The following is a 13,879-nucleotide window of genomic DNA, read 5'->3' on the forward strand; positions in this document are numbered from 1 at the left end:
TTTGGAGGGCGACGAAATTGTTCGCTCGCGCCGCGGCCTCGGTCGCCGTGACCATCACCTTGGCCACCATTGACGGTGCGGCCGCACAAACGGCCAACCAGCCGCCGGATACGATGGCGGCGCGGGTCGAGGCCTGCACGCCCTGTCACGGCAACAAGGGCGAAGGCACCAGCGACGTCTATTTCCCGCGGCTTGCCGGCAAGCCCGCCGGCTATCTCTATAATCAACTGCTCGCCTTCCGCAGCGGCCGCCGCAAATATCCGCCCATGAACTATCTGCTGGAGTTTCTGCCTGATCCGTATCTGGAGGCGATGGCGGAATATTTTGCCGGCGAACATCCGCCGCTGCCGCAGCCGGCGCCGAGCGAGGTCAGCAAGGACGTGCTGGCACAGGGCGAACTGCTCGCCACCAGCGGCGATGCCAGCCGCAATATTCCGGCCTGCGTAAGCTGCCATGGCCCGGGACTCGCAGGCATGCAACCCGGCATCCCCGGCCTGCTCGGCCTGCGCGCCAATTACATCAGCGCCCAGCTCGGCGCCTGGCGCTATGGCACTCGCACGGCGAAATCGCCAGACTGCATGCAGCAAGTCGCAGGCCATCTGACCGAGGCCGACGTCACCGCGGTCGCGGCCTGGCTCGCGACACGACCGGCGCCCACGAACCCGGCTCCCGTGCCGAAAGGCAGCTACGCGCTGCCTTTCGGCTGCGGCAGCCAGCCCAACTGACGAGGCGGATGATGGGCTCGAAACTGTCGACCGCACTCATATCGATCAAGCTCCTGGCCCTCGCCGCGCTCACCACGGCCGCGCAGGCGCAAGACAAGGCTCAAGACAAGAGCAGCGACATCATCGCCCGCGGCGAATATCTCGCCCGTGCCGGCGATTGCACGGCCTGTCATACCGCGCCGGAGGGCCGCCTGTTCGCCGGCGGCCGCGCCATGCCGACGCCGTTCGGTACACTCTACACCTCCAACATCACGCCGGACCCGGATACCGGGATCGGCAAGTGGAGCGCCGACGACTTCTACAAGACCATGCACAGCGGCCGTTTCCCGGACGGCGGGTTGATCTATCCGGCCATGCCGTTCGCGTCCTACACCAAGGTCACGCGCGCCGACAGCGATGCGATCTTCGCGTATTTGCGCTCGATCGCGCCGGTGAATCAGAAGAACAAGCCGCATGAGCTGCGCTTTCCCTACGACAACCGCCAGCTCATCCTCGGCTGGCGCACGCTGTTCTTCAGCGAAGGCGAGTTCAAGCCCGATCCGAAGAAATCAGCGGAATGGAATCGCGGCGCCTATCTGGTCGAAGGCCTCGGCCATTGCGGCATGTGCCATTCGCCGATCAACGCGCTCGGCGGCACCTCGCAATCGGATGCCTTCAAGGGCGGCCTGATCCCGATGCAGAACTGGTACGCGCCCTCGCTCACCTCAAACCGCGAGGCCGGCCTCGGCGACTGGAGCATCAAGGACATCACCGACCTGCTGCAGACCGGCGTCTCCATGCGCGGCGTGGTCTACGGTCCGATGGCCGAGGTCGTGCACAACAGCCTGCAATATCTCAACGACGAGGACACTAAGGCGATGGCGGTGTACCTCAAGGGCATCGCGGAGCCCTCGCCTCCGCCGCCGGCAAGCTCGACGCTGCCGACCACCGAGAGCAGCCTGCTGATCAGCCTCGGCAAGACCGTCTACGACAAGCAGTGCGCGAGCTGTCATGGCACGCAGGGCGAAGGCAAGCCGCCGCACTGGCCGCCGCTCGCCAACAACCAGTCGATCGAGATGCAGTCGGCGGTCAATCCGATCCGCATGGTGCTCAATGGCGGCTATCCACCGGGCACCAGGGGCAACCCGATGCCCTACGGCATGCCGCCTTTCGCTGGCCTCCTGTCCGACAACGAGATCGCCGCCGTCGTCTCCTACATCCGCACCGCCTGGGGCAATCGCGGCACGCCGGTCTCGGCGCGCGAGGCCAACGAGCTGCGCTCCGCACCGCTGAATTGAGAATCACATGATCAACTCCGATCCGCCGACCAGCCCTGCTAGCGCCGACCAGGCCGTCGAGGAGGTCGTCGCGCAAGGCCCGTCCGGCGCGATCGTGCTCGCCGGCATCGCCACCGCCTGCGTGGTCGCGATGTGGCTCGCCTTCTATCTGTTCGTCTTCCTGCCCCGCGGATCGCTGCAATGAGCGCAGAGGAAACTCATCACGACAGCGCCGAGGTCGCGGCCCGCGTCGAGCGGCGCTGGGCGACCATCGCCGTGATCATCATCGTGATGATGGCGCTGCTGGCGGCTTTCGCCGGCATCCATCGCGCGACCATGCCGCAGCCGCGCGTCGAGATCACCGATCCCTCGCGCCTGCATCTGTCCGGCGAATTCGTCGAGAGCAATCTCGGCAGCGTGCTGGAGGCCAACGGCAACGTCACGGTGCGTGCAATCGGCCAGCAATATTCCTTCACGCCTGCCTGCATCGTGGTGCCCGCGGATACGCCGATCACGCTGCGGGCCACCAGCGCCGACGTCGTCCACGGCATCCTCATTCAGGGCACCAACGTCAACACCATGCTGGTGCCGGGCTACATCTCGGAGCAGCTGATGCGCTTCGCGAAAACCGGCGACTATCTGATGCCCTGCCAGGAGTTTTGCAGCTTTGGCCACGAGGGCATGTGGGGCAAGGTCAAGGTGATCGACAAGACCGATTTCGCCGATCGCGCGAAGGGTGGCGGGAGGCTGAGCTGTGTTGGTCAATAGGAAGCTCATCCTCGCCCATTTCTGGCTGGCCTTCGCCGTATTCGGCATCGCGCTCACGCTCGGCGCCTGGCAGATGTTCATCCGCAGCCCGATCGGCACCTGGCTCTCCAACCCCGAGCTCTATTACCGCTCGCTGACCGCCCACGGCACGGTGATGGGCTACGTCTTCCCGACCCTGGTGGCGATGGCATTCGGCTACGCCATCAGCGAGTCCGCGCTGCAGCAGCGCCTGGTCGGCGTGCGCTGGGCCTGGGCAGGATTCTGGTTGATCGTCGCCGGCAGCATCATGGCGGTGATTCCGATCGCAATGGGGCGTGCCTCGGTGCTCTACACCTTCTATCCGCCGCTGATCGGCAACGTCTTCTACTATCTCGGCGTCGTCCTGGTGGTGGTCGGCTCGTGGATCTGGGTCGCGCTGATGTCGATTAACTTGCGCGTCTGGCGCAAGGCCAATCCCGGCGCGCCAGTGCCGCTCGCCATGTTCGCCAACGTCGCGGGCTCGTATTTGTGGGCTTGGACCGCGGTCGGCGCCGCGCTCGAGCTGCTGCTCCAGATCATTCCGGTTGCGGCGGGCCTCAAGGCCACCATCGATGCCGGCCTGGCGCGCATCTTCTTCTCATGGACGCTGCACGCCATCGTCTATTTCTGGCTGATGCCGACCTACATCGCCTATTACACCATCGTGCCGCGCGCGATCGGCGGTCGCGTCTATTCCGACTCGATGGCGCGGATCTCCTTCATCCTGTTCCTGGTGGTGGCGATGCCGATCGGCATGCACCACACCTTTGCCGATCCGCAAGTAGGCGCCGGCTTCAAGTTCATCCATTCCGCCTTCACGGCGCTGGTCGCGCTGCCGACGCTGCTGACCGTATTCACGATCTGCGCCTCGGTCGAGATCGCGGCGCGGCTGCGCGGCGGCCGCGGCATGTTCGGCTGGATCGGGGCCCTGCCTTGGGACAATCCGATGATGCTGGCGCTGGCGTTCTCCTTCATCATGCTCGGCTTCGGCGGCGCCGGCGGCCTCATCAACATGAGCTATCAGCTCGATGCCTCGATCCACAACACGCAGTGGATCACCGGGCATTTCCACCTGATCTTCGGCGGCGCCATCGTCATCATGTACTTCGCGATCGCCTATGATCTCTGGCCGCATCTGACGGGCCGGGAGTTGATCGATATCCGCCTGATCCGCACCCAGCTCTGGCTGTGGTTCATCGGCATGATCGTGACGACGTTCCCGTGGCACTGGGTCGGCATTCTGGGGATGCCGCGCCGCATGGCCTATTTCGACTTCGGCGATCCCGCGATCGCACCGCAGGCATTCTCCGTCACCCTGTCGGCGATCGGCGGCTTCATCCTGCTGGCCTCGGGCATCATGTTCATCGTCATCCTGGCGCGTGGCATGCGCGCGCCTCAAATCGACGCCGGGCCCTATCGCTTCGCGCTCGCCGTGCATGAACCAAAGACGGTGCCGGTCGCACTCAACACCCACGCGCTATGGGTGGCACTGATGATCGGCCTCACCCTCACCAATTACGGCTATCCGATCCTGAATCTGGCGCTGAGTTCGGGCACCTCGGTGCCGGCCGTCTATGTGGGAGCGCAGTGATGAGCACGCGCGACCTCTTTACTCTCCGCAACAGCCATTTCAGGACTGGCGTCGGCATCACCGCCGCGATCCTCGTCGTCACCGCGATTGCCGGCTTCATTGTGCTGCCTTTCGCACAGCCCTGGGTTCAGTTCGCCGGCGTCTGGGATGCGATCTGCAGCGCCGCCGGCGTACCGCAGCGTGCGGCCAGCGTCACGGCGCCCGAGCAGGCAAAACGCCTGTCCGAGGTCGTGCTGACCTCGAACACGTTGTCACGTCCGAGCCAGGAGGCGATCGGGCGCGGCGCGACGCTGGCGCAGCGCTGCGCGATCTGTCATGGCCCCACCGGCGTCAGCCGCGCGGACTCGCCCAATCTCGCCGGCCAGTATGCGGCCGTGATCTACAAGGAGCTGCACGATTTCCGCTCCGGTGCGCGCGCCAATGCCGTGATGTCGCCGTTCGCGATCAACCTGACCGACCAGGAGATCGCCGATCTCTCCAACTATTACGCCTATCTGCCGCGGCTTCCAGCCTATCATCCGACGCCGCAACTGCCGAAACCCAACATCGTCATCTACGGCGCGCCGATGCGCGGGATCGCGCCCTGCGGCTCCTGCCATGGCAGCCTCGACAACAAGACCGGCAGCCCGTGGCTAGAGGGACAGTCCGAAGCCTACATGAAGGCGCAGCTTCACGCCTTCGCCTCCGGTGAACGGCGCAACGACATCAGCCAGCAGATGCGCAACATCGCCCGCGGAATGACGCCGCAGGAGATCGAGCAGGCCGCGGCGTACTACGCCTCGCAGCCGCCTGATGTGGTGAAGGCGGTGGATTGAGGATGGCTCTCGTGCCCCGGACGCAGCGCAGCTTCAGCGGTGCGCTGCAGAGCCGGGGCCCATCTCTCCGAGGCGTTCGGGCGGCGTGGGTCCCGGGCTCTGCGCAGCAACGCCGAGGGCGTTGCAGCGCGTCCGGGACACGAGAGTTACCTACGACGACGCCAGCTTCGGCCGGCCGTAGATCGCATCCGCGCGCTTTTCGAACGCGCTCGAAAACCGCGCGAAGGCGGCGTCGAACATCGAGCCCATCAGCAGCGCCAGCATGCGGCTCTTGAATTCGTAAGACAGGAAGAAACCGACGTCGCAAACGCCCTCACCTTTGGGCTCGAACGTCCAGCGGTTTTCCAGGTTGCTGAAAGGACCTTGGAGATATTCGACCAGGATCTTCTGATTGGCGCGGTCGAGGCTCACGCGGCTGGTGAAGGATTCCTTGACCAGCTTGAACGAGACCGTCATGTCGGCGACCAGCACCTCGGTGCCATCAGGCTTGGCCATGCGCTGGCGCACCTTCAGCGCGCTGCAGAGCGGCACGAATTCCGGGTAGCGCTCGACGTCGGCGACCAGATCGAACATCTCGGAGGCGCTGTGATTGACACGGCGCTTGCTCGAAAATTTGGGCATGGCGGTTCAGCGGGCGGTTGCGGCCCGCGCGGCCCTCAGTCTCGCAAAATCCTCGCCGGCATGATGCGACGAGCGGGTGAGCGGGCTCGCCGACACCATCAGGAAGCCCTTGGTGTAGGCGACCTTCTCGTAAGAGGCGAACTCGTCCGGCGGCACGTAGCGCATCACGGCGTGGTGCTTGCGGGTCGGCTGCAGGTACTGGCCGATGGTCAGGAAATCGACCTCGGCGGAGCGCAGATCGTCCATCACCTGCTGCACCTCGTGGCGCTCCTCGCCGAGGCCGACCATGATGCCGGACTTGGTGAAGATGGTGGGATCGAGCTCCTTGACCCGCTGCAACAGCCGGATCGAATGGAAATAGCGCGCGCCCGGCCGCACCGTGAGATAGCGCGACGGCACGGTCTCGAGATTGTGGTTGAAGACGTCGGGCTTGGCGGCAACGACCACCTCGAGCGCCCCCTCCTTGCGCAGGAAGTCCGGCGTCAGGATCTCGATCGTGGTCGAGGGGCACGCCGCCCGGATCGCGCGGATGGTCTGGGCAAAATGCTCGGCGCCGCCGTCAGCGAGATCGTCGCGGTCCACGGAGGTGATGACGACATGGGCAAGGCCGAGCTTGGCGGTCGCCTCGGCGACGTTCTCAGGCTCGGCTGCATCCAGCGCATTGGGCAGGCCGGTCTTGACGTTGCAGAAGGCGCAGGCGCGGGTGCAGGTGTCACCCATGATCATGAAGGTGGCGTGCTTTTTGTCCCAGCACTCGCCGATGTTCGGGCAGCCCGCTTCCTCGCACACCGTGTGCAGGCCGTTGGCGCGCACGATGTTGCGGGTCTCGCCGTAGCCGCGGGTATTGGGCGCGCGCACGCGGATCCAGTCCGGCTTCGGCGGCGAAGCGGAGTCAGGGCGATTCACCTTTTCGGGGTGGCGCGGGCGCAGCGGGTTCGTGATGGTATCGACAATAACGACCATGGGGTGTCCGGTCTGTTCAGGTCCTACCTAGTCGGTCTCGCCACGCATCGCAACCCGGCTCGCGCCGCTTCAGGGAACATGGCAGATATGGGCAATATCTTGCTCTGTTCTCAGGCGATTCTCACCTCGAATGGCTCCAGTATCGAAGACTTCCACACCGCGGCTCGGCAAGGTTCTGAAGCGGGCCTTTTTCAACCGCGACGTCCGCGAGGTCGCCCGGGACCTGATCGGTGCCACCATGCTGGTCGACGGCGTCGGCGGCCTCATTGTCGAGGTCGAGGCCTATCATCATACCGAGCCGGCGGCGCACTCCTACAACGGGCCGACGCCGCGGAACCAGGTGATGTTCGGCCCGCCCGGCTATGCCTATGTCTATCGCTCCTACGGCATCCACTGGTGCGTGAACTTCGTCTGCGAGGAGGAAGGCTCGGCCAGCGCCGTGCTGATCCGCGCGCTGGAGCCGACGCACGGGATCGCCGTCATGCGCCGCCGGCGTCACCTCCAGGATGCGCACGCGCTGTGCTCGGGTCCGGGCAAGCTGACCGAGGCGCTCGGCATCACCATCGCGCACAACACGCTGCCGCTGGACCGGTCTCCGATCGCGCTGCATGCGAGGACCGAGGAGTTGGAGGTGGTTGCCGGCATCCGGATCGGCATCACCAAGGCCGTCGAGCTGCCCTGGCGCTATGGCGTCAGGGGCTCGAAGTTTTTGAGCAAGCCGTTCCCGAAATAGCGTTCTCAGGACGCCTGCTTCAGCCGCTCCAGCGCCTCGAGCAGCTTGGCCTTGCGCGCCAGCGCGGTCTCGCGCTTTTCGCGCTCCTCCTCGACGACCTCCTCGGCCGCGTTGGCGACGAATTTTTCGTTCGCGAGCTTGGACTCGGCGCGCTTGATGTCGGCGTCGGCCTTGCCGATCTCCTTGTCGAGACGCGTGCGCTCGGCGGCGACGTCGATCACGCCCTTGAGCGGCAGCGCGGCCACCTCGCCGCGGACGAGCAGCTGAACCGCTCCGTCGGGCGCGCGATCGGCGAAGGAGATGTCCGACAGCCGCGCCATGCGCTTGATGACGTCGGTCCAGCGCGGCGCGCGCTCCCTGGTTTCGGCGGAAGCGCCGACGAGCACCAGCGCCGTCAGCGTCGCCGGCGGAATGTTCATCTCGGCACGCACCGAACGGATCTGCGTGATCAGGTCGATCACCCAGCCGATCTCGGCTTCCGCCTTGGGATCGGTGAAGTCCGCGTGGTCGAAGATCGGCATGACCAGCATCGGCGACATCAGCGGTTCGGTCGGTCCGGCCGCTGCGGCGAGGATTGCGAGCTGCTCCGGGGTCGGCTCGGCCGGCTTCAGCGGCCATTGCGCCAATGCGAGCAGACCGTCGCGCTTGGCCGTCACCTCCCACAGCTCTTCTGTGATGAAAGGCATGAAGGGGTGCAGCAGCTTCAGGATCTCGTCGCGCGCCCAGGCGACCATGGCGCGGGTCTCGTCCTTGGCGGGGCTGTCGGGGCCCAGCAGCACGGGCTTGGCGAGCTCGACATACCAGTCGCAATAGACGTTCCAGACGAAGCGATAGATCGCGCCGGCGGCATCGTTGAAGCGATAGGCCTCGATCGCCTCGGTCACCTCACGCGTGGTGTGCGCGCTCTCATGCGCGATCCAGCGGTTCAGCGTCTCCTTGGCCTTCGCCGGCTCGAAACCCTCGGGCACGGCGCAATGGTTCATCTCGGCGAAGCGGGACGCATTCCAGAGCTTGGTCGCGAAATTGCGGTAGCCTTCGACGCGGCTGGTGGCGAGCTTGATGTCGCGGCCCTGCGCCGCCATCGCGGCCAGCGTGAAACGCAGCGCGTCGGCGCCGTATTCGTCGATCAGGTTGAGCGGATCGATGACGTTGCCCTTCGACTTCGACATCTTGGCGCCCTTCTCGTCGCGGACGAGGGCGTGGATGTAGATGGTCGAGAACGGCACCTCCTTCATGAAGTGCAGGCCCATCATCATCATGCGGGCGACCCAGAAGAAGATGATGTCGAAGCCGGTCACCAGCGCATTGGTCGGGTAATAGCGCTGCACCTCGGGCGCATCCTCGGGCCAGCCGAGCGTCGAGAACGGCCACAGCGCCGAGGAGAACCAGGTGTCGAGCACGTCCTCGTCGCGCGTGATGAAGCCCTCGCGCTTGTTGCGGTCGAGCGCCATCTCGCGGCCCTGCTCGGCCGTGATGACTTCCTGCTCGACGTAGTAGCCGAGCGCGTGGCTGACGGCCTCCTCCTCGGTCTCGGCGACGAACACCTTGCCGTCAGGTCCGTACCAGGCCGGGATCTGGTGACCCCACCAGAGCTGGCGCGAGATGCACCAGGGCTGGATGTTCTCCATCCACTCGAAATAGGTCTTTTCCCAGTTTTTCGGCACGAACGACGTCTCGCCCGAACGCACCGCCGCGATCGCGGGCTTTGCCAGCGTCTTGGCGTCGACGTACCACTGGTCAGTCAAATACGGCTCGATCACGCTGTTGGAGCGATCGCCGTGCGGGACCATGTGGGTGTGCGGCTCGATCCGCTCGACGAAGCCGAACGATTCCAGCCGCTCGACGATGCGCTTGCGCGCGGCGAAGCGGTCGACCTTGTGGAATTCCTCGGCGAACTGTCCGGCGCCTTCCGGCAGGTCGCGCAGATAGTCCTCGTTGTCGACGAGATCGAGACAGCCTTCCCTGTCGATCACGCTGATCCGGCGCAGGCCGTGGCGATTGCCGACCTCGAAGTCGTTGAAGTCGTGCGCCGGCGTCACCTTGACCGCACCCGAGCCCTTCTCGGGATCGGAATAATCGTCGGCGACGATCTGGATCTTGCGGCCCACCAGCGGCAGGATCACGTTCTTGCCGACCAGCTTCAGGTAGCGCTCATCCTCGGGATGCACGGCAACGCCGGTATCGCCGAGCATGGTCTCGGGGCGCGTGGTGGCGACGACGATGAAGCTCGAGGGATCCTCAGGGCTGAATGTCTTGCCCTCGATCGGATAGCGCAGATACCAGAGATGGCCCTTCACCTCGGTCTGCTGCACTTCGAGATCGGAGATCGCGGTCAGCAGCTTGGTGTCCCAGTTCACCAGCCGCTTGTCCTTGTAGATCAGGCCGTCGCGGTGCAGCTCGACGAACACCTTGACGACGGCCTTCGACAGGCCCTCGTCCATGGTGAAGCGTTCGCGCGACCAGTCGCAGGAGGCGCCGAGCCGCTTGAGCTGGTTGATGATGGTGTCGCCGCTCTCGGCCTTCCACTGCCAGACGCGCTCGAGAAACTTCTCGCGGCCCATCTCGCGGCGGCCGGGCTGCTGGCGCTCCATCAGCTGCCGCTCGACCACCATCTGGGTGGCGATGCCGGCATGGTCCGTGCCGGGCTGCCACAGCACGTCGCGGCCGCGCATGCGCTCGAACCGGCACAGGATGTCCTGCAGCGTGTTGTTGAGGGCGTGGCCCATGTGCAGCGAGCCCGTCACGTTCGGCGGCGGGATCACGATGGTAAAGGGCACGGCGTCGCGGCGGTCGGGGCGGCCGGCCTTGAAGGCAAGGCTGTCCTCCCACACCACGGACATGCGGGCTTCGATATCGGCGGGCTGGTAATTTTTCTCGATCATGGGGCTGTTAGAAAGCCGCGTGTGCGGGTCAAGTCAACGGGAAGCTCAGCGGCAAAGGCTTTCCAGCCCGGTCCGCAGACCGAATATGCCACAGGAGCAGGGCTTTATCGGGGCCGCACGACCGTCTCAGCGGCCACCGCGCGAGACCCGCTCGATTTCGGCCTTCACGATGCGTTCAACGAGCCCCGGCAAATTGTCGTCGAGCCAGGATTTCAGCATCGGACGCAGCATCTCCTTGACCAGATCCTCCAGCGTCCGTGCATTGCTGCTGAGCACCGTATGGGCCAGGGAGTTGAAGGCGGATTCGACCGCCGAGACCGTCGACTGCGCGAGCATGGGCTGCTGCGGCGGCAGCGGCGGGGCATCGAAGTCCACCGGCGCGTAGGACGGCGGCGGGGTCGGACGCGGCGGCGGCGATTCGGCGAATTCGAGGTCGTCGCGCGGCTCGACCTTGCGGAAGCTCGGCGGCGGCGGAGGCGGCGTCGGGTCCATCGCCATCTCGTCGGTCAATTCGAGCACGTCGGGCTCAGGCTCGGGCTCCGGCTCAGGCTCGCGGACCTCCGGCGCAGGTGTTGCCGCATCGAGCCCCGCCAGCAGCGCGTCGATATCGTCCTGGTTATTGGATGCATCCGCCGCAGGTGCAGGCGGTGGGGCCGGTGCTGGCTTTGCGGCAGGGGGTGGCGCGGGTTTTTCAGCGGCAGGCTTGGCAGGGGCAACCTTGGAGGGCGGAATGTCGTTCATCGCCTGCGGCTTGGGTGCGGGCGCAGCAGGAGCTGGCGCCGGCTTTGCAGCCTCAGCCGGCGGCGGCTTGGCCTCATCGTCGGCAATGATGCGCCGGATCGAGGCCAGAATCTCCTCCATCGAGGGTTCTGTGACCTTTGCAGGCTGCGTCATCTCCGACTCCACATCATCAACGCCCTCGCATGCGTTGTTTTACACCAAGCACGACAGGATTGGCCGGTTCCGGATGGGTGGCCCGACATTTTCGTCGCGGCAGCCCGACTTGTCCCCAGATCACGGCTCAACGTGCAGCGGTGCGCCCCTGCCCCCGGCACTCAAGCTTTACGCATACGGCATCACTGCGAGGCGAATCGACCCGCATCGTCTTGGAAAGGCTATGTCAGGGATTTTGGTGATTGCAAGCAAAGCGCCGGTCGGCCTCGGCAATTCACGAAGCCGACCGGACGAGTACGGGAATCAGCGCCCGTCAGGCGTACGCACGCCGGCCCAGCTATCGCGGACCTGATGGTAGTGAACGCTGGGATCATAAACCGTCGTCCCAAGGCCGAGGACCTGCGGCGCCAGACGGCCGACGGCGGCGAGGACGTTGTACGATGCGACGACACGGTCGTGCTGCGCGGTCACGAGCGCGACGCGCGCATTGACCAGCGCTTGCTGCGCGTTGAGCACGTCGAGCGTGGTGCGCTGACCGGCCTTTGCCTCTTCACGCACGCCGTTCAGCGCGATCTCGGACGCCGTCACCTGCGCTTGCGCCGATTGCACCTGCGCCTTGCCGGCCTGCAGCGAACCCCACCACTGCACGACGGTCGCGCGGGTCTGATCCCGCGTGTTTTCGAGGTTGAGACGTTGCTGCGCCAGGTTTTCCTTGGACTGGCGGATCAGCGAATATTCGGAACCACCCTGATAGATCGGCACCGAGATCTGCGCGAGCGCGGAAGCGCTGAGCGAGCGGTACTGAATCAAAGATTGTTCGTAGGCCTGGGTCACGCCCGCCTGCAGGGTGACCGTGGGCAGCAGAGCGCCCTCGGCAACCTTGACCTGCAAGAAATTGACGTCAATGCCGAACATCGCGGCCGTGACGTTCGGATGCTCGACGAGGCCGAGCTCGACCGCGGCAGCGAGCGTCGCAGGCAGGAAGCGATCCACCGGCGAGCCGGGTGCCAGATTCGTCGGCTCGTTGCCGATGATGCGACGGAAGTTCGCGCGCGTCGTGGTGAGATTTGCTTCCGCGGTCAGGGCCTGCGTCCTGCCAGCCGCCAGCTGTGCTTCCGATTGCGCAACGTCGGTGCGCGTCACCTCGCCGACATTGAAGCGATCACGGGTCTGCTTGAGCGTCTGCTCGAGCACGCGCACGTTGCTGCGCTGGACTTCGAGCGTCGCCGCGTCGCGCAGATAGTCCATGTAGGTCGTGGCGGCCTGGAGCAGCACGGTTTGATCGAGGCTGCGCAACGCTTCGCGGGAGCCGGAAACCTGACTCTCCGCGGCGCGCGTTCTGTTGGCGGTCTGGTTGCCGTTGTAGAGCGTCTGGGTGGCAGTCAGTCCCACGCTTCGGGGATAGCCCTTACCGTTAATCGGATCGCTGTTGGTGGCACTTTTGAAGTCCGAGTACTGAATGCCCCCGCTCGCCGTCAGCGAGACCTTCGGGCGATATCCCGACAGCGCCTGCGGCACGTTTTCATCGGTCGAGCGCACCTGGGCGCGCTGTGCGTTGAGCTGCGGATTGTTCTGATAGGCGCGCACCAGCGCGGACTCGATCGTGTCCGCCAAGGCAGGCGTCGGCCCGGCAAGCGCGAGCAGCAGGACCGAAACCGCAGCTCCGGTGAAGAGCTTCACCCCATGCATCCCAAAAATTCCGTTCATTCTAACGCCCGGCTCGTGCCCGCGAGCTGGGTTACCGTCTACGAGTGGAGTCGTTGCCCCGCCGCAACATAAGACGCGGTCAAGCGCGACGGAACTACCTGAGGGTAGTTCTCGGTGGAAACTCTTCACGTGCAGCATCCCGGCCACACTTCTGATTCAGAACGGGATTTTATCGCGTTTTGGGCGTCAGAAGACGAAGGCGGCCGCCCGCTCCAGCCCGGGAAGGACCGGAGCGGCAGCGTCGAACAGGGCCCGATGGCCGAATTCACCATGGGTATGGGTCACGATTATGGCGCGCGGCGGCCTGGATTCGGCCGACACCCCCACCAGACGCCCGCCCTCCTTCAGCTGCCCGAGCAGCGCTTCCGGGGTCACCTCAGTCGCGCCATTGAGGATGATCACGTCATAGGGAGCGGCGCACGGATCGCCGTCGGCGCAGGCCGCAGCCTTGCAGGTGACGTTGGCAAGGTTCAGGGCGGCCTTGGCTTTCGCGGCCAAAGCCGAATCGCATTCGGTGGCGGTGACCTGGCCGGCCAGCTTGGCGGTCAGCGCGGCGAGGTAACCCGTGGCGCAACCGACCACCAGCACGTTGTCGCCCTCGCCGATCTCGGCGGCCTGGAGCAGCTTGCCGGTCAGCTGCGGCTTGATCAGGAACCGCTTGGCAGCGCCTTCGCTCACGTCGAGATCGAGATCGAGATAGGCCAGCGCCTGCCGGTCGGCCGGCACGAAGGCCTCGCGTGGAACCGTGAGCATGGCATCGAGAACACGACGATCGGTGACGTCATTGGTGCGCACCTGGCCATCGACCATTTTGAGGCGCGCGGTCGAGAAACCGGACATTTGCGGACCCTGCAAGGCGGACGATGCCGCGGACGAAATTCGCGGCATCTTTGGAGCATGCACGGC

General features: G+C 65.3%; 13 protein-coding genes. 7 read left to right on the forward strand and 6 right to left on the reverse strand.

Going from position 1 to position 13,879, the window contains the following annotated elements; genetic code table 11:
• Positions 1-17: 17 nt before the first annotated feature.
• From CIT37_RS21080 to CIT37_RS21105, 6 genes are read left to right on the forward strand one after another with little or no spacing between them, the layout of a single operon-like run.
• A complete protein-coding gene (locus tag CIT37_RS21080; RefSeq protein ID WP_038970296.1) occupies positions 18-725 on the forward strand; it encodes a c-type cytochrome in 708 nt (235 codons plus the stop codon).
• A gap of 8 nt (positions 726-733) precedes the next feature.
• Positions 734-2,002 carry a cytochrome c gene (locus CIT37_RS21085; RefSeq protein WP_085967555.1) on the forward strand — a complete coding sequence of 423 codons (1,269 nt, stop codon included), beginning with the start codon at positions 734-736 and terminating at the stop codon, positions 2,000-2,002.
• 7 nt (positions 2,003-2,009) lie between these two features.
• The gene (locus CIT37_RS21090; protein WP_018320427.1) at positions 2,010-2,186 is read left to right on the forward strand and encodes a hypothetical protein; all 177 of its coding nucleotides are present in this window, start codon (positions 2,010-2,012) and stop codon (positions 2,184-2,186) included.
• On the forward strand, positions 2,183-2,749 hold the full coding sequence (locus CIT37_RS21095) for a cupredoxin domain-containing protein (protein ID WP_028144687.1): 567 nt from the start codon (positions 2,183-2,185) through the stop codon (positions 2,747-2,749). The genes CIT37_RS21090 and CIT37_RS21095 overlap by 4 nt, the downstream gene beginning before the upstream one ends.
• On the forward strand, positions 2,736-4,358 hold the full coding sequence (locus CIT37_RS21100; RefSeq protein ID WP_028144688.1) for a b(o/a)3-type cytochrome-c oxidase subunit 1: 1,623 nt from the start codon (positions 2,736-2,738) through the stop codon (positions 4,356-4,358). Before CIT37_RS21095 ends, CIT37_RS21100 begins: the two co-directional genes overlap by 14 nt.
• Positions 4,358-5,173, forward strand: a complete 816-nt coding sequence (locus CIT37_RS21105; protein WP_028144689.1) for a c-type cytochrome — start codon at positions 4,358-4,360, stop codon at positions 5,171-5,173. Before CIT37_RS21100 ends, CIT37_RS21105 begins: the two co-directional genes overlap by 1 nt.
• Positions 5,174-5,323: 150 nt before the next feature.
• On the opposite strand, the gene CIT37_RS21110 is transcribed toward CIT37_RS21105, so the two are convergent.
• Positions 5,324-5,794: a type II toxin-antitoxin system RatA family toxin gene (locus tag CIT37_RS21110; protein WP_028144690.1), complete on the reverse strand. Its 471-nt coding sequence runs from the start codon at positions 5,792-5,794 to the stop codon at positions 5,324-5,326.
• A gap of 6 nt (positions 5,795-5,800) precedes the next feature.
• A complete protein-coding gene (gene lipA / locus CIT37_RS21115) occupies positions 5,801-6,757 on the reverse strand; it encodes a lipoyl synthase (RefSeq protein WP_028144691.1) in 957 nt (318 codons plus the stop codon).
• 130 nt (positions 6,758-6,887) lie between these two features.
• Between lipA and CIT37_RS21120 the strand changes: the two genes are divergently transcribed.
• On the forward strand, positions 6,888-7,490 hold the full coding sequence (locus CIT37_RS21120; protein WP_038946739.1) for a DNA-3-methyladenine glycosylase: 603 nt from the start codon (positions 6,888-6,890) through the stop codon (positions 7,488-7,490).
• Between the two features lie 5 nt (positions 7,491-7,495).
• Here the strand turns inward: CIT37_RS21120 and CIT37_RS21125 are convergent, their stop codons facing one another.
• The 4 genes from CIT37_RS21125 to CIT37_RS21140 all read right to left on the reverse strand — a co-directional run bounded on the left by CIT37_RS21125 (position 7,496) and on the right by CIT37_RS21140 (position 13,813).
• Positions 7,496-10,372 (reverse strand): valine--tRNA ligase, encoded by a 2,877-nt coding sequence (locus tag CIT37_RS21125; protein ID WP_095424173.1) that lies wholly within the window; start codon positions 10,370-10,372, stop codon positions 7,496-7,498.
• Between the two features lie 126 nt (positions 10,373-10,498).
• Positions 10,499-11,266: a PopZ family protein gene (locus CIT37_RS21130; RefSeq protein WP_038946737.1), complete on the reverse strand. Its 768-nt coding sequence runs from the start codon at positions 11,264-11,266 to the stop codon at positions 10,499-10,501.
• Between the two features lie 303 nt (positions 11,267-11,569).
• Positions 11,570-12,955 (reverse strand): TolC family outer membrane protein, encoded by a 1,386-nt coding sequence (locus tag CIT37_RS21135; RefSeq protein WP_028144695.1) that lies wholly within the window; start codon positions 12,953-12,955, stop codon positions 11,570-11,572.
• Positions 12,956-13,159: 204 nt separating this feature from the next.
• Positions 13,160-13,813, reverse strand: coding sequence for a protein-L-isoaspartate O-methyltransferase family protein (locus CIT37_RS21140; protein WP_095424174.1), 654 nt, complete (start codon positions 13,811-13,813; stop codon positions 13,160-13,162).
• Positions 13,814-13,879: the final 66 nt, after the last annotated feature.

This window comes from Bradyrhizobium ottawaense (assembly GCF_002278135.3).
Classification (GTDB): Bacteria; Pseudomonadota; Alphaproteobacteria; order Rhizobiales; family Xanthobacteraceae; genus Bradyrhizobium; species Bradyrhizobium ottawaense.

What these genes read in the sequence shown, in the direction of transcription:
- CIT37_RS21085 (WP_085967555.1), top strand. Translation starts at nt 734, where the DNA reads ATGATGGGCTCGAAACTGTCGACCGCACTCATATCGATCAAGCTCCTG.
- CIT37_RS21090 (WP_018320427.1), top strand. Translation starts at nt 2,010, where the DNA reads ATGATCAACTCCGATCCGCCGACCAGCCCTGCTAGCGCCGACCAGGCC.
- CIT37_RS21095 (WP_028144687.1), top strand. Translation starts at nt 2,183, where the DNA reads ATGAGCGCAGAGGAAACTCATCACGACAGCGCCGAGGTCGCGGCCCGC.
- CIT37_RS21105 (WP_028144689.1), top strand. Translation starts at nt 4,358, where the DNA reads ATGAGCACGCGCGACCTCTTTACTCTCCGCAACAGCCATTTCAGGACT.
- CIT37_RS21110 (WP_028144690.1), bottom strand. Translation starts at nt 5,794, where the DNA reads ATGCCCAAATTTTCGAGCAAGCGCCGTGTCAATCACAGCGCCTCCGAG.
- lipA (WP_028144691.1), bottom strand. Translation starts at nt 6,757, where the DNA reads ATGGTCGTTATTGTCGATACCATCACGAACCCGCTGCGCCCGCGCCAC.
- CIT37_RS21120 (WP_038946739.1), top strand. Translation starts at nt 6,888, where the DNA reads ATGGCTCCAGTATCGAAGACTTCCACACCGCGGCTCGGCAAGGTTCTG.
- CIT37_RS21125 (WP_095424173.1), bottom strand. Translation starts at nt 10,372, where the DNA reads ATGATCGAGAAAAATTACCAGCCCGCCGATATCGAAGCCCGCATGTCC.
- CIT37_RS21130 (WP_038946737.1), bottom strand. Translation starts at nt 11,266, where the DNA reads ATGACGCAGCCTGCAAAGGTCACAGAACCCTCGATGGAGGAGATTCTG.
- CIT37_RS21135 (WP_028144695.1), bottom strand. Translation starts at nt 12,955, where the DNA reads ATGCATGGGGTGAAGCTCTTCACCGGAGCTGCGGTTTCGGTCCTGCTG.
- CIT37_RS21140 (WP_095424174.1), bottom strand. Translation starts at nt 13,813, where the DNA reads ATGTCCGGTTTCTCGACCGCGCGCCTCAAAATGGTCGATGGCCAGGTG.